This is a genomic window from Streptococcus sp. KHUD_016 (assembly GCF_051106465.1).
In the GTDB taxonomy this organism is placed as follows: domain Bacteria; phylum Bacillota; class Bacilli; order Lactobacillales; family Streptococcaceae; genus Streptococcus.
Genome location: NZ_CP193663.1, coordinates 1,010,407 through 1,034,070, shown reverse-complemented (window position 1 = coordinate 1,034,070; position 23,664 = coordinate 1,010,407). Strand labels below are relative to the sequence as shown.

Here is a 23,664-nt window from a genome sequence, read left to right as displayed (position 1 = left end):
GATGTACTTGTATTGGACTTGAAACACAAGAGAAATGGATTTCCTATTATTTTTATAAAAAAGTTTGACTTCCAACCTTCTTTCGATTTTAACGTTCACATGACTTTATAAAGGAGTAGAAAATGAAGAATGAAATGCTAGCTTTGATCCTTGCGGGTGGGCAAGGAACACGTCTCGGAAAACTCACTCAAAGCATTGCCAAACCGGCAGTGCAATTCGGTGGGCGCTACCGTATCATTGACTTTGCTCTTTCCAACTGTGCAAACTCTGGAATCCATAATGTTGGTGTGATTACTCAGTACCAACCTCTTGCTTTGAATAACCATATCGGAAATGGCTCTAGCTGGGGATTGGATGGTATCAATTCAGGTGTCTCTATTTTACAACCTTATTCAGCCAGCGAAGGAAACCGTTGGTTTGAAGGGACTAGTCACGCTATCTACCAAAACATTGACTACATCGACAGTGTTAATCCTGAGTATGTTTTGATTCTTTCTGGTGACCACATCTACAAGATGGACTACGATGATATGCTTCAGTCCCATAAGGATAACAATGCCAGTTTGACAGTAGCTGTCCTAGACGTACCTCTCAAAGAAGCTAGCCGTTTCGGTATCATGAATACAGATGCCAATAACCGTATCGTTGAATTCGAAGAAAAACCTGCGCAACCTAAGTCTACAAAGGCTTCGATGGGGATTTATATTTTTGACTGGAAACGACTTCGCAATATGCTTGTTGCTGCTGAAAAGAGCAATGTGGATATGTCAGACTTTGGGAAGAACGTTATCCCTAACTATCTCGAGTCTGGTGAAAGTGTCTATGCTTATGAATTTAATGGCTACTGGAAAGATGTTGGTACGATTGAGTCACTTTGGGAAGCTAATATGGAGTACATTTCGCCAGAAAATGCCTTGGATAGCCGCAATCGTCAGTGGAAAATTTACTCTAGAAACTTGATTTCACCACCAAACTACTTTGGTGCGCATGCTCACGTTGAAGATTCATTGGTCGTGGATGGTTGTTTTGTAGATGGAACTGTTAAACGTTCGATTCTTTCAACAGAAGCACAAGTACGTGAAGGTGCTGAGGTCGTTGATTCTGTTATCATGAGTGGGGCTATTATTGGCCATGGAGCAAAGATTACTCGTGCTATTATTGGTGAGGGTGCCATTATTGCAGACGGCGTAGAGATTGACGGAACTGACGAAGTACAAGTAGTAGGATACAATGAAGTAGTGGGGGTAGCAACAGATGAAGATTGATAAATATTCAGCCATTTTGGGAAACACAGTTGGTTTTCATGATATGTCAACGTTAACAGAACACCGTCCGGTAGCTAGCTTGCCTTTCGGTGGGAAATACCGTTTGATTGACTTCCCCCTTTCCAGTCTTGCAAATGCAGGTGTTCGTAGTATCTTTGGTATTTTCCAACAAGATAATATCAGCTCAGTTTTTGACCATATTCGTTCAGGTCGTGAGTGGGGCTTGTCAACCCTTCTAAGTCACTACTATCTAGGAATTTACAATACTCGTGTTGAAAGCAGCACAGTTGGAAAAGAGTATTACCAACAGCTTCTTACCTACTTGAGACGTTCAGGTTCAAACCAAACCGTTTCGATTAACTGCGATGTGCTGGTGAATATTGACTTGAATCAAGTCTTCCACCTACACAATACAACGAATGGTCCGATCACAGTTGTATATAAGAAACTTCCAAAGAAAGACATTTCAGATGTGAATGCTATTTTGGAAATCGATGAAACTGACCATGTTCGTTCGCACAAACTCTTTGATAATAAATCTACAGATGAACTCTTCAACATGTCTACAGATATCTTTGTTGTGGATACTCCTTGGTTGATTGAACGACTTGAAGAAGAGGCTCAGAAAGAATATCCTGAAAAGTTGCGCTATGTCCTTCGCGATTTAGCTGTAAAAGAAGGAGCTTTTGCTTACGAATACACAGGTTACTTAGCAAATATTCACTCTGTTCAATCCTACTATCAAGCAAACATCGATATGCTTGAATCTAAAAAGTTCTACTCTCTCTTCTCACCAAATCAAAAGATTTATACAAAAGTTAAGAATGAAGAACCAACCTACTATGCGAATACTTCAAAAGTAAGTACTTCTCAGTTTGCTTCTGGTAGTATCATTGAGGGTGAAGTAGTTCAGTCGGTCCTATCTCGTAACATTTATGTTCACAAAGATAGTGTGGTGAAGAACAGCGTTCTGTTCCCTCGTGTTGTGATTGGACAAGGTGCCCAAGTTGAATATGCTATCTTGGATAAGGGCGTTGAGGTTGCGGACGGTGTTGTCATTCGAGGCACAGCAGAACATCCAGTTGTAGTGAAGAAGGGTGAAACAGTAACAGAGGACATTTATTCATGAAAATTTTATTTGTAGCGGCAGAAGGAGCACCCTTTTCAAAAACAGGTGGTTTGGGCGATGTCATTGGTGCACTTCCCAAATCACTTGTAAAAGCGGGGCACGAAGTTGCAGTTTTCTTACCTTATTATGATATGGTAGAAGCAAAGTTTGGAGACCAGATTGAGGATGTTCTCCACTTTGAAGTTAGTGTAGGATGGCGTAGACAGTACTGTGGTATTAAGAAAACGGTCTTGAATGGGGTAACCTTCTACTTCATTGATAATCAGTATTATTTCTTCCGTGGTCATGTGTACGGTGATTTTGACGATGGTGAACGCTTTGCCTTCTTCCAACTGGCTGCTCTTGAAGCCATGGAACGCATCGGCTTTATCCCTGACCTTCTCCATGTTCATGATTACCACACAGCCATGATTCCCTTCTTGTTAAAAGAAAAGTACCATTGGATTCAGGCATATCAAGGAATCAGAACAGTTTTAACCATTCACAATTTGGAATTTCAAGGTCAATTTTCTGAAGGAATGTTATGGGATTTGTTCGGTGTTGGCTTTGAACGTTATGCTGATGGCACCCTTCGCTGGAATGATTGTCTCAACTGGATGAAAGCAGGCATTCTCTACGCGGATCGTGTCTCAACCGTTTCCCCTAGCTATGCGCACGAGATTATGACCAGTCAGTTTGGTTGCGGTTTGGACCAGATTCTTCGGATGGAGTCAGGTAAGGTTTCAGGTATAGTTAATGGTATTGACGCAGATCTTTATAATCCTCAAACAGACCCACTTTTAGATTATCATTTTAATAAAGAAGATTTGTCTGGAAAAGCTCAAAACAAAGCAAAATTACAAGAGAGAGTTGGGTTGCCTGTGCGAGCAGATGTTCCGCTAGTTGGGATTGTCTCTCGATTGACGCGCCAAAAAGGTTTTGATGTTGTTGTAGAAAGCTTGCATCGTTTCTTACAGGAGGACGTTCAAATAGTCCTTTTAGGAACAGGTGACCCAGCTTTTGAACATTCCTTCTCCTGGTTTGCGCAAGTCTATCCAGACAAACTATCAGCAAATATCACTTTTGACGTCAAGCTCGCTCAAGAAATCTACGCAGCTTGTGATCTCTTCCTCATGCCAAGTCGTTTTGAACCATGTGGCTTGTCTCAAATGATGGCGATGCGCTATGGAACTCTACCATTGGTTCATGAAGTGGGTGGCTTGCGTGATACGGTTCAATCCTTCAATCCAATCGAAGGAACTGGAACTGGATTTAGCTTTGATAATTTAACACCATACTGGCTTAACTGGAGTTTCCAAACAGCCTTGGATGTTTATAAGTACCAGCCGGAAGTTTGGAGAAATCTACAAAAACAAGCTATGGAATGCGATTTCTCATGGGATACAGCTTGTAAGTCTTATCTTGACTTGTACCATAGTTTAGTCAACTAATAGATAAAATCGTATGATTCTTTCATACGATTTTTGGGCTGTTTAGAAAGGAAAGTTTATGTCTCAAGTAAAAGGCTTGTGTGTCATGGACGTTGACGGCACCCTGATAGCAGAAGAAGTGATTGATCTTTTAGGAAAAGAAGCAGGTTGCGAAGAAGAAATATCGCAGATTACAAGCCAGGCAATGCGAGGTGAACTGGACTTTGAAACAAGTTTACGAGCGAGGGTAGCTTTGTTAAAAGGCCTTCCGGTTTCGGTCTTTGATACTGTCTTCAAATCCATTCATCTGTCCAAGAATGCTCAAGAATTTATCTCCATACTTCAAAAGAAGGGCATTCTAGTCGGTCTAGTGTCTGGTGGCTTTACACCAATAGTTGAAAGATTAGCAAAATCCCTTGGTATTTCCTATTTCTCCGCCAACCAGTTGGAAGTCAAAGACGGTTTTTTAACAGGAAAATTAGTTGGTGAAATTGTGACAGGTCAAGTAAAACAAGTTACTCTTGAGAAATGGAGAAAGGAATTAGGACTTTCCAAAGAAAGAACGATTGCTATAGGTGATGGCGCCAATGACCTCTTGATGTTAAAGTCAGCAGGATGCGGTATTGCATTTTGTGCTAAAGAAATCGTAAAATCTGAGATAGCTTGTTATGTAGATACGAGGGATTTTTTAGAAGTTCTAGCTTTGATTGATTTCTTAGAATGAGAGGGAACTATGAAAATTGTAATTGCACCCGATTCTTTTAAAGAAAGTTTGACGGCAGAAGAGGTCGCTCAAGCTATAAAAAGAGGATTCCAAAAATCGATAGCAGATGTAGAATGTCTGCTTTGCCCTGTAGGTGATGGCGGGGAAGGAACTGTAGACGCTATCCGACATTCTCTTGAACTCAAAGAAAAATGGCAAGAGGTTACGGGACCTTTTGGCCCAAAAGAATCCATGCGCTACTTTCAAAAAGGTCAAATAGCGCTCTTTGAAGTTGCTGACTTGGTTGGTCTTGGAAAGATTCCGCGGGAGAAACGAAACCCTCTCCACATCCAAACTCGCGGTATCGGAGAATTGATCCGCCATCTCATTGATCAAGGGATGAAAGATATCTATGTCGGCGTTGGTGGTACGGCTAGTAATGACGGTGGGATAGGCATTGCTGCTGGTTTAGGTTATCGTTTTTATGATAAGAATGGAAAAGAATTGCCAGCTTGCGGTCAGACTTTGCTTGAATTCGAGTTAGTTTCAGACAGCGAGTTGTATAGGATACCTGAAGATGTGAAAATCCGCATTTTAGCAGATGTCGTGAGCCCTCTATGTGGTCTTCAAGGAGCGACCTATACATTTGGAAAACAAAAGGGCTTGGATCCTGCTTTGTTTGAGACAGTAGATTTGGCTATACAGCGGTTCTATGAAAAATTTTCACCATCAACCCTCTCTCTTAAAGGAGCAGGAGCCGGCGGTGGGATTGCGGCTGGGCTCTGTGCCTTTGCTGAGGCCACTATCGTATCTGGGATTGACACTTGCTTAGATTTGATTGACTTTGACAAGAAGGTTGCAGGGGCCTACTTGGTTATCGTTGGAGAAGGTAGACTGGACAGTCAAAGCTTTGTTGGAAAAGCTCCTATCGGTGTAGCAAAAAGAACCCCTAATGGAGTTCCTGTTATTGCTATTTGTGGAAGTCTTGCTGATGATTTACCTTCCCTACCATTCGAAAATATACAAGCAACCTTTTCTATTTTAGAAAAAAGTGAACCTTTGGAAGACAGTCTGAAAAATGCAAGACTCTATTTGGAGCACACATCTACTAATATTGGTCGTTTATTAAATATGAGAAATCATTAACCAAACCATTTTTTCCAGATAGATTTTTTAGGAGCTTCTGCCTTTTTCTCCTCCCAGAGGTTTGAGAAAGCAAGTCTAAGGTCTTTTTCGTCTACTTGAACAGGTTCATTTGTATGAATGACAAGACCAAAAGGAGAGGTGATATGATCATCTGAAACAATGGTCGCCTGACAGTTGCTTTCCTTTGCTTGTTTTAAGTAAAAGACCTGTTTGTCAAACTCGATATTTGGTGAAATCTTCACAAAAAGTGCCTCTACCTTTTCTTGAAACCCCTCTAAAATAGAGAAAAATCCATGTTCTAATTCAGGACTATTGGCAGTACTGATATCAGCATAGCCAAGAACTCTTTCCTCGAAAGTCCCGAGATAGCGGCGTTGTTCGTCAGGGTTTAATTTCGGCCCACCATGAGCTTTTTCTAGTAGTTGTTTTGATAAATCTGTCATAAAAACAGTATATCACAAAAATCGTAAGAAAACAGACAAAAGAAAGCGATTACTTTATAAAGTTAAGGAAAATTTGCACAAAGATAACGTTTTTTCTTGAAAAACGCTTATTTTTAAGGTATCATAGAGGTGTAAAAAATTTAACTCAAAGGAGAGTAAAAAATGTCAATTATTACTGATGTTTACGCTCGCGAAGTCCTAGACTCACGCGGTAACCCAACACTTGAAGTAGAAGTTTATACTGAATCAGGTGCTTTCGGACGTGGTATGGTTCCATCAGGAGCTTCTACTGGTGAACACGAAGCAGTTGAACTTCGCGACGGTGACAAATCTCGTTACGGTGGTCTTGGTACACAAAAAGCTGTTGACAACGTAAACAACATCATTGCTGAAGCAATCATCGGCTACGATGTACGTGACCAACAAGCTATCGACCGTGCTATGATCGCACTTGACGGTACTCCTAACAAAGGTAAATTGGGTGCAAACGCAATTCTTGGTGTGTCTATCGCTGTAGCTCGTGCTGCTGCTGACTACCTTGAAATCCCACTTTACAGCTACCTTGGTGGATTCAACACTAAAGTTCTTCCAACTCCAATGATGAACATCATCAACGGTGGTTCTCACTCAGACGCTCCAATCGCTTTCCAAGAATTCATGATCGTACCTGCTGGTGCACCATCATTCAAAGAAGCTCTTCGTTGGGGTGCTGAAATCTTCCACGCTCTTAAGAAAATCCTTAAATCACGTGGTTTGGAAACTGCCGTAGGTGACGAAGGTGGATTCGCTCCTCGTTTTGAAGGAACTGAAGACGGTGTTGAAACTATCCTTGCTGCGATCGAAGCTGCTGGATATGTTCCTGGTAAAGACGTATTTATCGGATTTGACTGTGCTTCATCAGAATTCTACGATAAAGAACGTAAAGTTTACGACTACACTAAATTCGAAGGTGAAGGAGCAGCTGTACGTACTGCTGCAGAACAAATCGACTACCTTGAAGAATTGGTAAACAAATACCCAATCATCACTATCGAAGATGGTATGGACGAAAACGACTGGGACGGTTGGAAAGCTCTTACTGAACGTCTTGGTGGTAAAGTACAATTGGTTGGTGACGACTTCTTCGTAACAAACACTTCTTACCTTGAAAAAGGTATTGCAGAAGGTGCTGCTAACTCAATCCTTATCAAAGTTAACCAAATCGGTACTCTTACTGAAACATTCGACGCTATCGAAATGGCGAAAGAAGCTGGTTACACTGCCGTTGTATCACACCGTTCAGGTGAAACTGAAGATTCAACAATTGCTGACATCGCAGTTGCAACTAACGCAGGACAAATCAAGACTGGTTCACTTTCACGTACAGACCGTATCGCTAAATACAACCAATTGCTTCGTATCGAAGACCAACTTGGTGAAGTAGCTGAATACCGTGGATTGAAATCATTCTACAACTTGAAAAAATAAAATAGTTCAGTGAACTATTTTATCCCGAACCTTGAAATTCAAAAGTTCGGCCGTTGATTTAGCAACGTTTTAAGCCCCTCGGATTTTTTCCGAAGGGCTTTTTTCTGTTCCGGGGGCAAAAAGGGGGCTGAGATTATGGTATAATAGACAAAAACACTGATATTAGAAAGAAACTATGTCTAAAGAAATTGATATTGAGTATTACCACCAACTAGCACTGCAAAAGCAGAAGGAGCATCGTAAAGTTTTAGCTAATCTAAAGAAAAAACCTCCTAAAAACTTAGATAAGATTGCGCAGCAGATTCACCAAGAAGTCTTTGCTGAGATTGATTGTACTGCCTGTGCTAACTGTTGCAAGACTTTGGGGCCTGACTTTAAGGAAGCCGATATTACCCGTATTGCTAAGTACTTTAAGATGAAATTACCAGCTTTTGAAGCGGAGTTTCTGCAGGTAGACGAAGATGGGGATAAGATTTTCAAATCCATGCCCTGCCCCTTTCTAGGAGGAGATAATCTCTGTTCCATCTATGACGTTCGTCCCAAGGCTTGCCGTGAATTTCCCCATACAGACCGGAAAAAGATCCATCAAATCAACCATTTGACGATTAAGAATACCTTGACCTGCCCTGCAGCCTATCTCTTTGTTGAGAAGCTGCGGGATAGGTTGTAGAATCCCCCTCTAAATATTGTACAAAAATTCTAGGGCAGAAGTATCTTATATCTGTTAGACTATAGTTAGAATTGAACACGGCATAAAAGCTGTGTGAAAAAGATGAAATTTTCTCGGAGCAGGAGCCTCCCCGTCAATTTTCCTATTTTCACTTTGCTTTTAACGGCCTTAGTATCTTTTATGAGGTGAAAAAGAATATGATGCATCAATTCAATCGAACCATGGAATATCTAGAAAGCAAGTTGGACGCAGAAGTGGACTTGCAGAAATTCCAGCAGCTATCGGGCTATTCTTATGCTCTCTTCAGCAGGCTCTTTTCCATCCTAGCAGATATGACTTTAGCGGAATATCTACGCAATCGCAGGCTGTCAGAAGCAGTGACAGACTTGCGGGAAAGCTCTGAGAAAGTCATTGATATAGCACTGAAATACGGCTATGAGTCTGCGGATGCCTTTAGCGCAGCCTTTAAGAAATTCCATGGTGCGACCCCCTCAGAAGTTCGAAATGGAAAACCTTATCGGGTCTTTCCTAGACTTCAATTATCCTTAAAGATTACAGGAGGAAAGAACATGGATATCAAGATTCAAAAGAAACCTGCTTTTACCGTGGCAGGCGTCCTATTGGAAGCTATTGACAATAGCCAGTGCCCGTCTGCTTGGGAGCAGCTCTATGCAAATCACAGCTTTGAAAGCATGGAAAGTTTGGGCAATGGCCAATCCTTTGGCGTCTGCTCGGATGTCAAAGAAGGCGAAATCATTAACTATATGGCCGCTTATGATGTGGCGGATAAAGCGAAAGCAGAAGAACTAGGTCTGTCGATCAAAGAAATCGCAGAAGCTGAATATGCTATCGTACCAGTCAAGGGGGCCATACCAGCCAGTATCCATCATGCTTGGAAATATGTCTTGGAAGTCTTTTTCCCAGAAACTGGCTATCGCCACTCAGGAGCACCAGACTTTGAAGTATACACCGAGGGAGACATGTCGTCACCAGACTATCAAATGGAACTCTGGATACCAGTGATTAAGTACTAGATCATTTTCTGACATTTTATAAAGATGCAAAACCAACTCTGTAGAAGATAGCTTTTACAGAGTCTTTTATTGTGGAAATTCATGTCCGTAAAGCAAACATGCCCTATTTTTTGTTTGGATTTTATGGGGCATGAGAATAGTTTTCTCGGTATAATAGTCCCATAGAAGATAAGGAGGCATGAATATGCAGATGTATTTTGGAGATGTGTCACTTTGCTATAGCTATTCATTGGCAATGGCACTAGAAACCTATGGTTATGACTTTAAAGCAGATTTTTTAGAGGCAATTATGGTGATGGGAAATGGCGCTAGTATCGTAAAGGAAGATGAGGAGCACCCTCTAGTATTCTTTGATAATGGAATGCCAGACCTTTCCATCTCCCATTCCTTAAAAATACTAGGGTTTGACTATGAGGATTTCTATCTAAAAGATGGAGCGGAAGTAGATTTGGAAGAGATTAAAGGAAAGTTGGAAACATTTCTGTCCAATGGATCTGTCGTACTGGGGCCTCTTGATATGGGCCATCTGACCTACAATCCCAATCACACAATCCTTTATGGTGTGGATCACTTTGTAACCGTGTATGACATTGATGATCAGTACCTCTATTTGCACGATCCAGCTGGTTTTGCCTGTATGAAGGTTGCTTTTAATGACATACTAGAAGCATGGAAGGCAGAGGCTATTGACTATAAGCGCGGAGCCTACTCCATGTGGGGAAATTTTAAGAAGGTCAAGAGTCCTAGTCAGACTGAAATCTATCAAGAAACAGCAAGGATTATGAAGACCCGATATCTGAATGGTCAAAGTGGTGTGTTGGAATGCTATGCAAAAGTAGTTGCTGAAAACGGCTTAAATACGGAGCAAAGACAACTGCACCAGTATTTTAGCTTTAAACTTGCAGCTGTTCGAAATCTCTATCTCAGTAAGTTCTTAAAAGATCATGATCCGAAAGGGGCAAGATTAAAAGAAGAATTGGCTACTCTATTTAGCCAAGCCCATCTTTCATGTTTAAAAGAAGATTATCAAGAACTAGCCCACTTGCTTTATCAGATGGCTGAAGTGGATGGTCGTTTTAGAGATTTATATGTAAAGTAGTGACTATAAGCATAAAAAAATAGTTAGTAAAAGCAGCTTTTCGTAAAATGAAGAACTGCTTTTTGATTATGGTATAATGAAGTAAGAAAATAGCTTATTCTAGTTGAAGATGAAGGGAGAACTCCCATGCCTAGACCAAAAACGAAAGAGGAGCTAGTGTTAGCCTCTAAGGAAAACTATGAAAAGCTCAATCACTTTATATCTAAATTAAGTGAAGAGGAGCTACAGACTCCTTTTGATTTTTCAAAAGACCAAAAGAAAAAAGAAGCTCACTGGAATAGAGATAAAAATCTACGGGATGTTTTGATCCATCTATATGAATGGCAGCAATTACTTTTAACTTGGGTACATTCTAATCAAAAAGGTCAAGAAAGAACTTTTCTCCCTGAACCTTATAATTGGAAAACTTATGGGGAAATGAATGTCGCTATTTGGAAGAAGCATCAGAAAACGTCCGTAGAAGAAGCGACCAAACTCCTCAATCAATCGCATAAAAAGGTTTTAGAGTTAATGGAAGGCTTCAGCAATGACGAATTGTTCACAAAAGGTACCTATAAATGGACGGGTGGGACAAGTCTAGGTTCCTACTTTGTCAGTAGCACCTCCAGTCACTATGACTGGGCTCTGAAAAAACTCAAAGCTCATCAGAAAAATTGTAAGAAACGTTAATTGAAGAGTTTATGAAGGTTGGAAAATCTTCTTCTAAGCTTCGAATAGCTTAGTTCTCGTGATTTTTGAGCTCTTCTAGCTTTAGAATCCTTCAAAAATTAAAATTTAAAGCTGTCATAGACTTAGAATAGATCTAAAAAATATATACAAATGCAATTCTAAACTTAGAATTGAATTTATATTAAAGTGATTATACTGTTCGATACTTAGAATGACTTGATTCTGAGAAATGTTGACTAGAAAATGGATCGAATGGCTTTTTTCTGATATAGGATGATAGATAGATGGGTGAGATGATGAACATACAAAAAGAGAAAGTTAGAAAAGAGTTGATGTCCCTCTGTTTGGGAGAGTTCACAGCCGTCCTATCTATTTGGTTTTGTTTTTTCCTTTTGAAAAATAGGCTTGGTGATTGGAATGGTTTGATCTCTATTCTTCATCCGTTGTCTTTACTGACATTTATTTTGCTTCAAGGTTCAATCTATTGGGCGATTTTGATTAGAAGACTCTCGAAACCTCAGTTCGGAAGTGAAAATGTCCCTAAACTATATGGTGTGCTCAGAATACTAGACCTCGTTTTACTTATTTCAGGCTTTCCTTTTATTGTCTGGAATGCACAGAGTGTCCTAGTGACTATCTTAGCCACGTTGATACAGCTTTTTGCCCTTATCGAATGGGTTAATTATTTCCTCCTACGCCTATCTTATAGTTTGAACCCTCTTGTTTTATGGAAACGAATTACCAAGGGAAAACTTGAAAAAAGCAGAATAGCCAAGGAGTTGGGGTAGGGGGAATGAATGTATGTTTTAGATACTATCAATATAAAACTTTAGTTGACGTTAAATAATATTAAAAATGAGTAGGAGAATATCTATGTCTGTAGGGTTAATGGTTGGTTATAATTGGTGGACTATAGGAGAAGGGAGTCTTTTTAATTCATTCTTTTCGACTATTTATGTTCGCTTAGAGAATAATGAGTGGGGAAGTAGATACCCAGTAATAATGAATAAGCTTTACTGGGGAGATGTTCCTTTTGAATCTGTTGAAAGAGGAATAGCTGAGTTGGTATCTATCCAAGAGGAGTTGAAAAAATTTCTCCCTCAGGATGTTATATGGGATTTTGAAGATTTGTCACTCACTCCTCCTTGGGGAAATAATATCGCAGAGCATATAACAAATTTATCACATTATTTCATAACGAGTTCCGGAAAAGATTTAATAGAAGTTTTGCTGACTAGTTTTAGATTTGCACTTGAGCACGGTCAAAATGTGAGTGTAAAAAGTATTTGAAACTCAATAAATCAAAGGTTCATTTATGCTATAATGTTCTTAATGAATTTTCAGAAAGGAAACTCAATGTCCTACAAATTTCTACTTTTCGATCTCGATCACACCTTGCTTGATTTTGATGCTGCTGAGGATGTGGCACTGACGCAACTTTTAAAAGAAGAAGGAGTTGCAGACATTCAAGCCTATAAAGACTATTATGTTCCTATGAACAAGGCTCTCTGGAAGGACTTGGAACAAAAGAAAATCAGTAAACAAGAACTGGTTAACACGCGCTTTTTACGTTTGTTTGCTCATTTTGGACTGGAGAAAGACGGTAGGTTACTTGCTCAGCGTTACCAGTTTTTTCTAGCCCAGCAAGGACAAATCCTTTCGGGAGCTCATGAACTTTTGGACTGTCTCATTGAGCGTGATTATGAGCTGTACGCTGCGACAAATGGCATTACTGCTATTCAGACAGGTCGTTTGGCTCAATCAGGTCTGGCTCCCTATTTCAACCAAGTCTTTATCTCCGAGCAGTTGCAAACGCAAAAACCTGATGCACTATTCTATGAAAAAATTGGTCAACAGATTACTGGATTTTATAAAGAAAAGGCCCTTATGATTGGAGATTCTCTAACCGCCGACATTCAAGGTGGCAATAATGCTGGTATTGATACTATCTGGTACAATCCCCATCATCTGAAAAACAAGACGCAAGCCCAGCCGACTTATGAAGTTCATTCTTACCAAGATATACTGGATTGTTTGGATACTATGTAGTACTTTTTCTAAGAGGGGATGATATGGAAACTAAAGTCATTGAAGAGATTGACAATTTACTAAACCTCATCGAGCAGTATCAGTTAAAAGGTGTGGTTGCTCAAGTAAATTCGTTAAAAGAGTTAAAGTATATCATAAGCAATCATATAGAGTTAAGTACTCGAGAGAAGATGAATATCCACTATTCACTCTTTCTCCCTAGGGGTGGTTTATCTGAACTCTACTATATGGACGCTAATCTTGAACGGATGAAGTCTGTAAATAATCAACTTTCCTATGCTATTGATACAATCGAAAAGTTTCTAATAGCTGATTGATACTGTAAATACTAATGTCCAATACTAGGATGAATAACAGTATATATAAGAACTGTAAAAAGTGGTTTAGATAGCCACTTTTTGCTATAATAGAGGCAGTAAAAATGAAGGAATAGTAAACGATGTCAAGACCAGAACTTTCTCTTTATGAACCATTGTATACACTAAAGGAAGTTGATCAGAATATCTGGATAGTAGATGGTGATTTGATTCAAATGGACATGAAGATCTTCAACCTTCCTTTTCAGACACGTATGACGGTGATTAAGTTAAATGATGGCAAACTTTGGATTCACTCTCCGATTGCGCCAAATGAGAAACTGTTTACTGAACTGGACGCTTTGGGCAGAGTCGCTTACCTGATTTCACCAAATAAGATTCACTACGCCTATATTGAAGATTGGAAAAAAAGATATCCTTATGCACAAGCATGGTCTAGTCCAGGAGTTGAAGAGAGAGCAAAAAGTCAGAATGTCATGGTGGAATTTGATGCTCCTTTAACAGATAAGGCACCTGACTTATGGTCTGATGAGATTGATCAACTTATTTTTAAGGGAAGTTCTGTGATTGAAGAAGTGGTGTTTTTTCATAAATCAACTAAAACACTCATTGTAACGGACCTTATAGAGAATTTTGAACCAGAAAAGATAGCTAGTCCAATCCGAAGAAAAGTTTATCGTTTAGCTCGTGTAACAGCCCCTGATGGTCAAACTCCTATTGACTATCGGATGACTTTTTTAGGAAGACAAAGGGAAGCAAAGGTTTCCTTTTCCCGTATGTTAAACTGGAAACCGGATAAGATCATTCTTGCACATGGTTTATGCTTTTTTAAAAATGGTACGGATGAATTAAGACGTGCTTTTAGATGGATACGATAAAGGAGAGAAAGATGCAACACTCATCATGGCATGCTTTGATTAAGGAGCAATTACCTGAAGGTTATTTTGGGAAAATCAATCAATTTATGGAACAGGTCTATGCTCAGGGAACTGTTTATCCACCTAAGAAAAAAGTTTTTCAGGCTCTATTAACTACACCGCTTGAAGAGGTTAAGGTGGTGATTCTGGGGCAGGATCCTTATCATGGACCAGGTCAGGCGCAGGGCTTAAGTTTTTCGGTACCTGACTCTATCCCAGCTCCACCATCCTTGCAAAATATCTTGAAAGAATTAGCAGATGATATTGGAGTTAAAGCATCTCATGATTTGACTGCTTGGGCTGAGCAAGGAGTTTTACTTCTCAATGCTTGCTTGACGGTTCCTGCTGGTCAGGCCAATGGTCATGCTGGGCAGATATGGGAGCCTTTTACGGATGCTGTGATTCGGGTGGTCAATGATCTAGACAGACCAGTCGTTTTTGTACTCTGGGGATCCTATGCACGTAAGAAGAAAGTCTTGGTTACCAATCCTCATCACTTGATTATTGAATCAGCTCACCCAAGTCCTTTATCTGTTTACAGAGGATTTTGGGGTTCCAAGCCTTTTTCCAAGGCTAATGCATTCTTAAAAGAGACAGGACAAGTGCCAATAGATTGGCTTAGATAAGGAGATAATATGCCTCAGTTAGCGACGATTTGCTACATTGATAACGGAAAAGAACTGCTCATGCTCCATCGTAATAAGAAGCCCAATGATGTCCACGAAGGCAAATGGATTGGTGTGGGTGGAAAGCTAGAGCGAGGTGAGACTCCACAGGAATGTGCAGCGCGTGAAATCCTCGAAGAAACAGGGCTCAAAGCCAAGCCGGTTCTAAAAGGTGTTATCACTTTTCCAGAATTCACACCAGATTTAGACTGGTACACCTATGTTTTTAAGGTAACGGAGTTTGAGGGTGACTTGATTGACTGCAACGAGGGAACTTTAGAATGGGTTCCCTATGATGAAGTTTTGAGCAAGCCAACTTGGGAGGGTGATCACACCTTTGTTGGGTGGCTTTTAGAAGATAAACCCTTCTTTTCAGCCAAGTTTGTTTATGATGGGGACAAATTATTGGATACCCAAGTTGATTTCTATGAATAAAGGAGAAAGCAGATGCTACTAATAAAAAATGGTCGTGTAATGGATCCTAAGTCTGGTTTGGATCAAGTGTGTGATGTTTTAGTGCAAGATGGGAAAATTGTCAAAATAGATGCCGAAATCAAGGAAGAAGGAGCAGAAGTGATCGACGCTACTGGTCTTGTGGTTGCGCCTGGTTTGGTGGATATCCATGTTCATTTCCGTGAACCTGGTCAAACCCACAAAGAAGACATCCATACCGGTGCCCTAGCGGCCGCTGCAGGTGGCTTTACAACAGTTGTCATGATGGCTAATACTAGTCCAACCATTTCGGACGTAGAGACTTTGAAAGAAGTTCTCCAGTCTGCTGCCAAGGAAAAGATTAACGTCAAGACAGTTGCGACTATTACCAAGAACTTTAATGGCCAAGACTTGACAGACTTTAAGGCTCTTTTAGAAGCTGGAGCCGTTGGTTTTTCAGATGATGGAATTCCGCTTGAAAGTAGTAAAGTGGTTAAGGAAGCAATGGTAGAAGCCAAAAAACTCAATACCTTTATCTGCCTTCATGAGGAAGATCCAGGTTTGAATGGAATTCTTGGCTTTAACGAAAACATCGCTAAAGAACATTTCCATATCTGTGGAGCGACAGGAGTGGCTGAGTACGCTATGATTGCGCGCGATGTTATGATTGCCTATGCAACCAAGGCCCATGTTCACATTCAGCATTTGTCTAAGGAAGAAAGTGTCAAGGTGGTGGAGTTTGCTCAAGGACTAGGTGCGCAGGTCACAGCAGAAGTAGCGCCACAGCATTTCTCTAAGACAGAAGCTCTTCTTTTAACTCAAGGAAGCAATGCCAAAATGAATCCTCCACTTCGTTTGGAGTCAGACCGTCGTGCCGTTATCGAAGGTCTCAAGTCAGGTGTTATCACAGTTATCGCAACGGACCACGCGCCTCACCATGCAGATGAGAAAAATGTTGAAGATATCACCAAAGCACCATCTGGTATGACAGGTTTGGAAACCTCTCTTTCTCTTGGTTTGACTTATTTGGTGGAAGCTGGTGAGTTGAGCTTGATGGAATTGCTAGAAAAAATGACTGTCAATCCAGCCAAGCTTTACAACTTTGAAGCAGGTTACTTGGCTGAGAATGGTCCAGCGGATATCACTATCTTTGACGCTAAGGCTGACCGCCTTGTGGACTCCCATTTTGCGTCAAAAGCAGCTAATTCCCCATTTATCGGTGAAACTTTAAAAGGGCAGGTTAAATATACCATCTGCAAGGGACAAATTGTCTACCAAAACTAGATGGGATTCTGCTCTAGAAACTATAAGAATAGAGAGCGTATATGTATCCAACCCATCAATTTAAAGACAAGTTTGTCTTATTTCTTAAGATATTTTTCCCTATTCTGATCTATCAATTTGCCAATTATTCTGCCTCTTTTGTTGATACAACCATGACTGGGCAGTACAATACCATGGACTTGGCGGGGGTGTCAACCGCAACGAGTCTATGGAATCCTTTCTTTACTTTTTTAACAGGGATTGTTTCGGCCATGGTTCCCATCATAGGCCATCATCTGGGACGGGGCAAAAAGGAAGAAGTAGCATCTGATTTTTACCAATTTATCTACTTGGCTTTCGGACTGTCTTTGGTCTTGCTTGGAATGGTAGTATTCTTAGCGCCACCTGTCTTAACCAACATCGGACTAGAAGCTCAAGTGGCGGCAGTTGCAGTTTCCTATCTTTGGTACCTGTCTATTGGAATTATTCCCTTGTTGCTGTTCAGTGTCATTCGCTCTTTGTTGGATTCTCTTGGATTGACCAAGCTATCTATGTACCTCATGCTCCTATTACTTCCGCTCAATAGTGGTTTTAACTATCTCTTGATATATGGAGCTTTCGGTTTCCCTGAGCTTGGTGGCGCAGGAGCAGGACTAGGAACTTCACTAGCCTATTGGGTTTTATTGGGGATTTCTATTCTTGTTTTATTCAAACAAGAAAGGTTAAAAGCGTTACATCTTGAAAAACGCATTCCACTAAATATAGATAAAATCAAGGAAGGTGTTCGATTAGGTCTACCAATCGGGGGAACCGTATTTGCTGAAGTAGCCATTTTCTCCGTGGTTGGACTAATCATGGCTAAGTTTTCATCGCTCATCATTGCCAGTCACCAGTCAGCTATGAATTTTTCGAGTCTCATGTACGCTTTTCCCATGAGTATTTCCTCTGCTATGGCGATTGTTGTGTCTTACGAGGTGGGGGCTAAACGTTTTGAGGATGCAAAAATCTATGCTCGTCTAGGGAGAGTAACCGCCCTTATTTTTGCAGGTCTTACCCTGTCCTTTCTCTACATTTTTAGAGATCGTGTAGCAAGTCTATACGGAAATGACCCTCAGTTCATTGAAACCACGGCTGTTTTCCTGACATACAGTCTCTTTTTCCAGTTAGCTGATACCTTTGCGGCTCCGCTCCAAGGAATTTTAAGAGGGTATAAGGACACTATCGTTCCTTTCTATCTTGGCTTAATCGGATATTGGGGAGTAGCGATACCACTAGGATATCTACTAGATCAAGTAACTGACTTAGGGGCATTTGCCTACTGGATTGGGTTAATTGCCAGCTTGATTGTTTCTGGTTGTTTGTATCAATGGCGTTTGAAAACCGTAATGAAAAGATTGAGCTAATTTTAAGAAATTATCCTGAAAAACAACTTTGTGAAAAAATGCTCTAACTAGAGAGAATCCCTGTTTTAACAGGGATTTATTTTTTTATATTGTGAAATTTTATTAGCCATATACTTTGACAGTGTATACTAAAAAAGGTAAAATAGTAAGGTAAGTACAAAGTTAGAAAGGCAAGATTATGTCAACTTTAGATAAGAATCTTTTGCTAGAGATGTTCCGTAAGATGGAAGAAATCCGTCGCATGGACTTAAAAATTGCTCAGTTAGTGAAAAAGGGGAAAGTTCCTGGTATGACTCACTTTTCTGTCGGAGAGGAAGCTGCTAACGTCGGAGCGATGCTGGCTCTTAATCCAGATGATCTGATTACCTCAAATCACCGTGGACATGGACAGGCTATTGCCAAAGGGATTGACCTCAATGGAATGATGGCTGAAATCCTCGGGAAATACACTGGAACCTGTAAAGGAAAAGGTGGTTCTATGCATATCGCTGACCTGGGTGCTGGGAACCTTGGTGCAAATGGTATCGTTGGTGGTGGTATGGGAATCGCTGTTGGTGCAGCCCTCAGTCAGCAAATGCAACATACTGGTAAAATCGTTGTCTGCTTCTTTGGAGATGGTGCGACCAACGAAGGTGTTTTCCACGAAGCAGTGAACATGGCTTCTATTTGGAAACTTCCTGTTATTTTCTACTGCATTAACAACGGTTATGGGATTTCTGCGGATATCAAGAAAATGACCAATGTGGAGCATATCCATCAACGTAGTGCGGCATATGGAATTCCTGGAATGTTTATCGAAGATGGAAACAATGTCATCGACGTTTATGAAGGATTTAAGAAAGCCGTAGATCATGTTCGTGGTGGCAATGGCCCAGTCTTGATTGAAAGTGTAACCTATCGCTGGCTTGGTCACTCATCATCTGACCCTGGTAAATATCGTACGCGTGAAGAAGTGGAATTGTGGAAACAAAAAGACCCAATCGAAAATCTTCGCAAATACCTCATCGAAAACAATATTGCAAGTGTAGAAGAATTGGAAGAAATTCAAGCACAAGTCAAGGAAGCGGTAGAAGCTTCTGTTAAATTTGCGGAAGAAAGCCCATTCCCACCACTAGAATCAGCATTTGAAGATATTTACGCAGACTAAGGAGAAAGAGATAAAAATGGAAACAAAAACAATGTCGTTCCGTGACACCATTATCCTTGCTATGTCTGAGGAAATGCGTCGCGATGAAAATGTGTTCTTGATGGGAGAAGACGTCGGTGTCTTCGGAGGAGACTTCGGTACTTCTGTTGGAATGCTCGAAGAATTTGGTCCAGAACGCGTTCGTGACTGTCCGATTTCTGAAGCAGCAATTTCTGGAGCAGCAGCAGGAGCAGCCATGACAGGACTTCGCCCAATCGTTGATATGACCTTTATGGATTTCTCAGTCATTGCCATGGACAATATCGTCAACCAAGCTGCTAAAACACGTTATATGTTTGGTGGTAAAGGTCAGGTTCCAATGACTGTACGTTGTGCAGCTGGTAACGGAGTTGGTTCTGCGGCCCAGCACTCGCAATCTCTAGAGTCTTGGTTTACACACATCCCTGGTCTCAAGGTTGTAGCTCCAGGTACGCCTGCTGACATGAAAGGACTGCTCAAGTCTTCTATCCGTGATAACAACCCAGTTATCATTCTTGAATACAAGTCCGAATTTAACCAAAAGGGGGAAGTGCCAGTTGATCCAGACTATACAATCCCACTTGGGGTTGGGGAAATCAAACGCGAAGGAACAGATGTAACAGTTGTTACTTACGGGAAAATGCTTCGTCGTGTGGTTCAAGCTGCTGAAGAATTAGCAGAAGAAGGAATTTCTGTTGAAATTGTAGACCCACGTACCCTCGTTCCGCTTGATAAGGATATCATCATTAACTCAGTGAAGAAGACTGGTAAGGTGGTGCTTGTCAACGATGCTCACAAAACAAGTGGCTATATCGGAGAGATTTCAGCTATTATTTCAGAATCAGAAGCATTTGATTATCTAGACGCACCAATCCGCCGTTGCGCCGGAGAAGATGTGCCAATGCCTTACGCACAAAATCTAGAAAATGCAATGATTCCAACAGTTGAAAGCATCAAAGATGCCATCCGTAAAACATATAACAAAGAATAGAATTACATAAGATAAGTTATGTAAAATAATTGTTGTTTTTAACTTTAGTAACTTAAGATATGTTTTGTATCTAAGTTGTTTGTAAAGTTGCGACAGGAGGGAGTCGAATCGATGTTATTCGACGAACGACTTAGTAAGTCTACAAGGTTGACCGCCTAATAGCGGCAACCGTAGCAACTTGAGATACGTGTTGTATCCAAGTTGCTTGTAGAGTTGAACACGGGCTAAAAGCTCGGAAAAAAGATAAATCTCCTTGACTTCATCGAAGCCTGCGTAGATTTCCTATTTTTCAGTCGCTTTTTGACGCCCTTAGTATCATGTAATTGAATTCGGACGGAGGTCTGCGAAAAAAAGAAAGATTTCCTTGTGTTCATCGAACACATCGTCAATCTCCTATTTTCACTTTGACTTTTTCGCCCTTAGTATCATAATTAGAATTGGAGAGGTCATGGCTGATGACAAGCTAAGAGCGACTCCTGCGGCTAGAAAGTTGGCGGATGATCTAGGAATCAACCTCTACGACGTTTCTGGCTCAGGTGCAAACGGTCGTGTCCACAAAGAAGACGTGGAAACTTATAAAGACACAAACGTGGTTCGCATTTCGCCACTTGCAAAACGAATTGCCCTCGAACATAACATTGCTTGGCAGGAAATCCAAGGAACGGGTCATCGTGGTAAGATCATGAAGAAGGATGTTTTGGCCTTGCTTCCTGAAAATATCGAAAACGACACCATCAAGTCTCCTGCTCAAATCGAAAAAGTGGCAGAAGTTCCAGACAATATCACTCCTTATGGTGAGATTGAGCGTATTCCAATGACACCAATGCGTAAGGTTATAGCTCAACGTATGGTTGAATCTTACCTAACTGCGCCAACCTTCACACTCAACTATGATGTCGATATGTCAGAAATGTTGGCCCTTCGTAAGAAGGTTCTTGATCCGATTATGGAAGCGACTGGTAAGAAGACTACTGTAACAGACCTTCTTTCACTCGCTGTTGTGAAAACATTGATGAAACACCCATACATCAACGCTTCATTGACAGAAGACGGCAAGACCATTATCACTCATAACTATGTCAACCTTGCGATGGCGGTTGGGATGGATAACGGTCTAATGACACCAGTTGTTTACAATGCTGAAAAAATGAGCTTGTCAGAGTTAGTAGTAGCCTTTAAAGACGTGATTGGTCGTACCTTGGATGGCAAATTGGCTCCAAGTGAGTTACAAAACTCAACCTTCACAATTAGTAACTTGGGAATGTTTGGCGTTCAGTCCTTTGGTCCGATTATTAACCAACCCAACTCAGCAATCCTCGGGGTAAGCTCAACAGTCGAGAAACCTGTTGTCGTCAATGGTGAGATTGTTATTCGCCCTATCATGAGCCTTGGATTAACCATTGACCACCGTGTTGTAGATGGTATGGCTGGTGCTAAGTTTATGAAAGACTTGAAAGCCTTAATTGAGAACCCAATCTCAATGTTGGTTTAAGTTAGCTATTGTTATTTTAGAGTTTTAGATAAAGGAAGTAAGACATGGCCTTAGAAGTAATTATGCCAAAAGCCGGCGTGGATATGACAGAAGGACAAATCGTCCAATGGAATAAGAAAGTCGGAGAATTTGTAAAAGAAGGAGAAATCCTTTTGGAAATTATGACTGACAAAGTCAGCATGGAATTGGAAGCCGAAGAAGATGGATACTTGATTGCCATCCTCAAAGGAGATGGTGAAACAGTTCCGGTTACAGAAGTTATCGGTTACCTTGGAGAAGAAGGGGAAAACATCCCAACAGCTGGAGCAGCTGCGTCAGAATCAAAACCTGCACCTGCTGCTAGTGCCTCAAACGACGATGGTAAGAGCGATGATGCCTTTGATATCGTTGTGATTGGTGGAGGTCCTGCTGGATATGTAGCAGCCATTAAAGCTGCCCAACTCGGTGGTAAGGTTGCCCTTGTTGAAAAATCTGAACTCGGTGGAACCTGCTTGAACCGTGGATGTATCCCAACTAAGACCTATCTTCACAATGCTGAAATTATCGAAAACATCGGTCATGCAGCAAATCGTGGTATCGTAATCGAAAATCCAACCTTCACTGTTGATATGGATAAACTTTTAGAAACTAAATCTAAAGTTGTCAATACCTTGGTAGGTGGTGTTGCGGGTCTTCTTCGTAGCTACGGAGTTACTGTTCATAAGGGTGTTGGTACAATCACTAAAGACAAGAATGTCTTGGTAGATGGTTCTGAATTGCTTGAAACCAAGAAAATTATCCTTGCCGGTGGTTCAAAAGTTAGCAAGATCAACGTTCCTGGTATGGAATCTCCACTTGTCATGACCAGTGATGACATTCTTGAAATGAACGAAGTTCCAGAAAGCCTTGTTATCATCGGTGGTGGAGTTGTCGGTATCGAACTCGGTCAAGCCTTCATGACATTTGGTTCAAAAGTGACTGTTATCGAAATGATGGATCGTATCGTTCCAGCTATGGATGCGGAAGTGTCTAAGAACCTTCGCTTGATTTTGGAACGCAAAGGTATGACTATCTTAACAGGTACAAAATTGGAAGAAATCATCGAAGAAAATGGTCAACTTCGTATCAAGGTTGAAGGAAAAGACGATATCATCGCAAGCAAAGCTCTTCTTTCAATCGGTCGTGTGCCAGACCTTGAAGGTATTGGCGATGTTGAGTTTGAATTGGATCGTGGACGTATCAAGGTCAACGAATACATGGAAACTTCTGTTCCAGGTATCTACGCACCAGGTGACATCAACGGTACTAAGATGTTGGCTCACGCAGCCTTCCGTATGGGTGAAGTTGCTGCTGAAAATGCCCTCAAAGGAAATCATGCTGTTGCCAAATTGAACTTGACTCCTGCAGCCATCTATACTCTTCCTGAAGTAGCAGCAGTAGGTCTAACTGAAGAACAAGCACGTGAGAAATACGATGTAGCCATCGGTAAATTCAACTTTGCAGCTAACGGCCGTGCTATTGCATCAGATGCTGCTCAAGGTTTCGTAAAAGTTATCGCTGATAAGAAATACGGGGAAATCCTTGGTGTGCACATCATTGGTCCTGCAGCTGCAGAATTAATCAACGAGGCATCAAGCATCATCGAAATGGAAATCACTGTTGAAGAAATGCTGAAGACTATCCACGGACACCCAACCTACTCTGAAGTGATGTACGAAGCGTTTGCGGATGTTCTAGGAATGGCCATCCATTCACCTAAGAAAAAATAAATAAGTTTTTCAACTAAATTTTCTTAAAGTAGTACGGACGGCAGCGACCTCTATTAGAGTTCCATGCCTAAAAATTGAGCCTCTTGTCTCAATTTTTCCGAGAAATGTAACGATAACACGTTACATTTCTTTTTACCACTTTAGAAAATTTGATTGCTATGAACAGATTTTAAAAACTAAATTTTTGG

24 protein-coding genes are annotated in these 23,664 nt (G+C 40.9%); 23 read left to right on the top strand and 1 reads right to left on the bottom strand.

Annotation, left to right across the window (positions count from 1 at the left end; all coding sequences use genetic code 11):
• Positions 1–122: 122 nt before the first annotated feature.
• Genes ACORHV_RS04825 through ACORHV_RS04805 form a run of 5 tightly spaced genes read left to right on the top strand, consistent with a single transcriptional unit; the run spans position 123 to position 5,652 of the window.
• Positions 123–1,265 (top strand): glucose-1-phosphate adenylyltransferase, encoded by a 1,143-nt coding sequence (locus ACORHV_RS04825; RefSeq protein WP_000787250.1) that lies wholly within the window; start codon positions 123–125, stop codon positions 1,263–1,265.
• Positions 1,255–2,394: a glucose-1-phosphate adenylyltransferase subunit GlgD gene (glgD, locus tag ACORHV_RS04820; protein ID WP_084918360.1), complete on the top strand. Its 1,140-nt coding sequence runs from the start codon at positions 1,255–1,257 to the stop codon at positions 2,392–2,394. The genes ACORHV_RS04825 and glgD overlap by 11 nt, the downstream gene beginning before the upstream one ends.
• Positions 2,391–3,824 (top strand): glycogen synthase GlgA, encoded by a 1,434-nt coding sequence (gene glgA / locus ACORHV_RS04815; RefSeq protein ID WP_000697277.1) that lies wholly within the window; start codon positions 2,391–2,393, stop codon positions 3,822–3,824. The genes glgD and glgA overlap by 4 nt, the downstream gene beginning before the upstream one ends.
• Before the next feature lie 58 nt (positions 3,825–3,882).
• Positions 3,883–4,527: a phosphoserine phosphatase SerB gene (serB, locus tag ACORHV_RS04810; RefSeq protein WP_434397593.1), complete on the top strand. Its 645-nt coding sequence runs from the start codon at positions 3,883–3,885 to the stop codon at positions 4,525–4,527.
• Between the two features lie 9 nt (positions 4,528–4,536).
• Positions 4,537–5,652 carry a glycerate kinase gene (locus tag ACORHV_RS04805; protein WP_434397591.1) on the top strand — a complete coding sequence of 372 codons (1,116 nt, stop codon included), beginning with the start codon at positions 4,537–4,539 and terminating at the stop codon, positions 5,650–5,652.
• Here the strand turns inward: ACORHV_RS04805 and ACORHV_RS04800 are convergent.
• Positions 5,649–6,095 (bottom strand): DUF1694 domain-containing protein, encoded by a 447-nt coding sequence (locus ACORHV_RS04800; RefSeq protein WP_198459593.1) that lies wholly within the window; start codon positions 6,093–6,095, stop codon positions 5,649–5,651. The genes ACORHV_RS04805 and ACORHV_RS04800 overlap by 4 nt on opposite strands.
• A 162-nt stretch (positions 6,096–6,257) precedes the next feature.
• Between ACORHV_RS04800 and eno the strand changes: the two genes are divergently transcribed.
• The 18 genes from eno (at position 6,258) to lpdA (ending at position 23,476) form a co-directional block, all read left to right on the top strand.
• Positions 6,258–7,562 carry a surface-displayed alpha-enolase gene (gene eno, locus ACORHV_RS04795; protein WP_000022821.1) on the top strand — a complete coding sequence of 435 codons (1,305 nt, stop codon included), beginning with the start codon at positions 6,258–6,260 and terminating at the stop codon, positions 7,560–7,562.
• 175 nt (positions 7,563–7,737) lie between these two features.
• Complete coding sequence (locus tag ACORHV_RS04790; RefSeq protein ID WP_434397588.1) at positions 7,738–8,232, top strand: YkgJ family cysteine cluster protein; 495 nt, start codon at positions 7,738–7,740, stop codon at positions 8,230–8,232.
• 197 nt (positions 8,233–8,429) lie between these two features.
• Positions 8,430–9,266: an AraC family transcriptional regulator gene (locus ACORHV_RS04785; protein WP_084881800.1), complete on the top strand. Its 837-nt coding sequence runs from the start codon at positions 8,430–8,432 to the stop codon at positions 9,264–9,266.
• A 184-nt stretch (positions 9,267–9,450) separates the two neighbouring features.
• Positions 9,451–10,365, top strand: a complete 915-nt coding sequence (locus tag ACORHV_RS04780; RefSeq protein ID WP_247924136.1) for a peptidase — start codon at positions 9,451–9,453, stop codon at positions 10,363–10,365.
• A 126-nt stretch (positions 10,366–10,491) separates the two neighbouring features.
• Complete coding sequence (locus ACORHV_RS04775; protein WP_042902251.1) at positions 10,492–11,034, top strand: ClbS/DfsB family four-helix bundle protein; 543 nt, start codon at positions 10,492–10,494, stop codon at positions 11,032–11,034.
• Between the two features lie 284 nt (positions 11,035–11,318).
• Positions 11,319–11,822, top strand: a complete 504-nt coding sequence (locus ACORHV_RS04770; protein WP_000504319.1) for a hypothetical protein — start codon at positions 11,319–11,321, stop codon at positions 11,820–11,822.
• A gap of 85 nt (positions 11,823–11,907) precedes the next feature.
• Positions 11,908–12,324 carry an immunity 70 family protein gene (locus tag ACORHV_RS04765; RefSeq protein WP_000110626.1) on the top strand — a complete coding sequence of 139 codons (417 nt, stop codon included), beginning with the start codon at positions 11,908–11,910 and terminating at the stop codon, positions 12,322–12,324.
• A 66-nt stretch (positions 12,325–12,390) separates the two neighbouring features.
• Positions 12,391–13,083, top strand: coding sequence for a YjjG family noncanonical pyrimidine nucleotidase (locus ACORHV_RS04760; RefSeq protein ID WP_000120618.1), 693 nt, complete (start codon positions 12,391–12,393; stop codon positions 13,081–13,083).
• Between the two features lie 23 nt (positions 13,084–13,106).
• Positions 13,107–13,400: a hypothetical protein gene (locus tag ACORHV_RS04755; RefSeq protein WP_434397584.1), complete on the top strand. Its 294-nt coding sequence runs from the start codon at positions 13,107–13,109 to the stop codon at positions 13,398–13,400.
• Positions 13,401–13,522: 122 nt separating this feature from the next.
• A complete protein-coding gene (locus ACORHV_RS04750) occupies positions 13,523–14,278 on the top strand; it encodes a DUF4336 domain-containing protein (protein WP_125384550.1) in 756 nt (251 codons plus the stop codon).
• 11 nt (positions 14,279–14,289) lie between these two features.
• Positions 14,290–14,943: a uracil-DNA glycosylase gene (locus ACORHV_RS04745; RefSeq protein ID WP_434397582.1), complete on the top strand. Its 654-nt coding sequence runs from the start codon at positions 14,290–14,292 to the stop codon at positions 14,941–14,943.
• Between the two features lie 9 nt (positions 14,944–14,952).
• Positions 14,953–15,417, top strand: coding sequence for an NUDIX hydrolase (locus ACORHV_RS04740; protein WP_001135770.1), 465 nt, complete (start codon positions 14,953–14,955; stop codon positions 15,415–15,417).
• Positions 15,418–15,429: 12 nt separating this feature from the next.
• Positions 15,430–16,698 (top strand): dihydroorotase, encoded by a 1,269-nt coding sequence (locus tag ACORHV_RS04735; RefSeq protein WP_434397580.1) that lies wholly within the window; start codon positions 15,430–15,432, stop codon positions 16,696–16,698.
• Between the two features lie 41 nt (positions 16,699–16,739).
• Positions 16,740–18,080 carry an MATE family efflux transporter gene (locus ACORHV_RS04730; RefSeq protein ID WP_000283626.1) on the top strand — a complete coding sequence of 447 codons (1,341 nt, stop codon included), beginning with the start codon at positions 16,740–16,742 and terminating at the stop codon, positions 18,078–18,080.
• Positions 18,081–18,258: 178 nt separating this feature from the next.
• Positions 18,259–19,227, top strand: coding sequence for a thiamine pyrophosphate-dependent dehydrogenase E1 component subunit alpha (locus ACORHV_RS04725; RefSeq protein ID WP_000105374.1), 969 nt, complete (start codon positions 18,259–18,261; stop codon positions 19,225–19,227).
• Positions 19,228–19,243: 16 nt separating this feature from the next.
• Complete coding sequence (locus tag ACORHV_RS04720; RefSeq protein ID WP_000448714.1) at positions 19,244–20,236, top strand: alpha-ketoacid dehydrogenase subunit beta; 993 nt, start codon at positions 19,244–19,246, stop codon at positions 20,234–20,236.
• Between the two features lie 448 nt (positions 20,237–20,684).
• The gene (locus tag ACORHV_RS04715; protein WP_000752709.1) at positions 20,685–21,728 is read left to right on the top strand and encodes a dihydrolipoamide acetyltransferase; all 1,044 of its coding nucleotides are present in this window, start codon (positions 20,685–20,687) and stop codon (positions 21,726–21,728) included.
• Positions 21,729–21,772: 44 nt separating this feature from the next.
• Positions 21,773–23,476 (top strand): dihydrolipoyl dehydrogenase, encoded by a 1,704-nt coding sequence (gene lpdA / locus ACORHV_RS04710; protein ID WP_001162891.1) that lies wholly within the window; start codon positions 21,773–21,775, stop codon positions 23,474–23,476.
• Positions 23,477–23,664 lie beyond the last annotated feature (188 nt).

Excerpts from the sequence above, each read along its gene's own strand:
- ACORHV_RS04825 (WP_000787250.1), top strand. The coding sequence starts at position 123 with ATGAAGAATGAAATGCTAGCTTTGATCCTTGCGGGTGGGCAAGGAACA.
- glgD (WP_084918360.1), top strand. The coding sequence starts at position 1,255 with ATGAAGATTGATAAATATTCAGCCATTTTGGGAAACACAGTTGGTTTT.
- glgA (WP_000697277.1), top strand. The coding sequence starts at position 2,391 with ATGAAAATTTTATTTGTAGCGGCAGAAGGAGCACCCTTTTCAAAAACA.
- serB (WP_434397593.1), top strand. The coding sequence starts at position 3,883 with ATGTCTCAAGTAAAAGGCTTGTGTGTCATGGACGTTGACGGCACCCTG.
- ACORHV_RS04805 (WP_434397591.1), top strand. The coding sequence starts at position 4,537 with ATGAAAATTGTAATTGCACCCGATTCTTTTAAAGAAAGTTTGACGGCA.
- ACORHV_RS04800 (WP_198459593.1), bottom strand. The coding sequence starts at position 6,095 with ATGACAGATTTATCAAAACAACTACTAGAAAAAGCTCATGGTGGGCCG.
- eno (WP_000022821.1), top strand. The coding sequence starts at position 6,258 with ATGTCAATTATTACTGATGTTTACGCTCGCGAAGTCCTAGACTCACGC.
- ACORHV_RS04790 (WP_434397588.1), top strand. The coding sequence starts at position 7,738 with ATGTCTAAAGAAATTGATATTGAGTATTACCACCAACTAGCACTGCAA.
- ACORHV_RS04785 (WP_084881800.1), top strand. The coding sequence starts at position 8,430 with ATGATGCATCAATTCAATCGAACCATGGAATATCTAGAAAGCAAGTTG.
- ACORHV_RS04780 (WP_247924136.1), top strand. The coding sequence starts at position 9,451 with ATGCAGATGTATTTTGGAGATGTGTCACTTTGCTATAGCTATTCATTG.
- ACORHV_RS04775 (WP_042902251.1), top strand. The coding sequence starts at position 10,492 with ATGCCTAGACCAAAAACGAAAGAGGAGCTAGTGTTAGCCTCTAAGGAA.
- ACORHV_RS04770 (WP_000504319.1), top strand. The coding sequence starts at position 11,319 with ATGGGTGAGATGATGAACATACAAAAAGAGAAAGTTAGAAAAGAGTTG.
- ACORHV_RS04765 (WP_000110626.1), top strand. The coding sequence starts at position 11,908 with ATGTCTGTAGGGTTAATGGTTGGTTATAATTGGTGGACTATAGGAGAA.
- ACORHV_RS04760 (WP_000120618.1), top strand. The coding sequence starts at position 12,391 with ATGTCCTACAAATTTCTACTTTTCGATCTCGATCACACCTTGCTTGAT.
- ACORHV_RS04755 (WP_434397584.1), top strand. The coding sequence starts at position 13,107 with ATGGAAACTAAAGTCATTGAAGAGATTGACAATTTACTAAACCTCATC.
- ACORHV_RS04750 (WP_125384550.1), top strand. The coding sequence starts at position 13,523 with ATGTCAAGACCAGAACTTTCTCTTTATGAACCATTGTATACACTAAAG.
- ACORHV_RS04745 (WP_434397582.1), top strand. The coding sequence starts at position 14,290 with ATGCAACACTCATCATGGCATGCTTTGATTAAGGAGCAATTACCTGAA.
- ACORHV_RS04740 (WP_001135770.1), top strand. The coding sequence starts at position 14,953 with ATGCCTCAGTTAGCGACGATTTGCTACATTGATAACGGAAAAGAACTG.
- ACORHV_RS04735 (WP_434397580.1), top strand. The coding sequence starts at position 15,430 with ATGCTACTAATAAAAAATGGTCGTGTAATGGATCCTAAGTCTGGTTTG.
- ACORHV_RS04730 (WP_000283626.1), top strand. The coding sequence starts at position 16,740 with ATGTATCCAACCCATCAATTTAAAGACAAGTTTGTCTTATTTCTTAAG.
- ACORHV_RS04725 (WP_000105374.1), top strand. The coding sequence starts at position 18,259 with ATGTCAACTTTAGATAAGAATCTTTTGCTAGAGATGTTCCGTAAGATG.
- ACORHV_RS04720 (WP_000448714.1), top strand. The coding sequence starts at position 19,244 with ATGGAAACAAAAACAATGTCGTTCCGTGACACCATTATCCTTGCTATG.
- ACORHV_RS04715 (WP_000752709.1), top strand. The coding sequence starts at position 20,685 with ATGGCTGATGACAAGCTAAGAGCGACTCCTGCGGCTAGAAAGTTGGCG.
- lpdA (WP_001162891.1), top strand. The coding sequence starts at position 21,773 with ATGGCCTTAGAAGTAATTATGCCAAAAGCCGGCGTGGATATGACAGAA.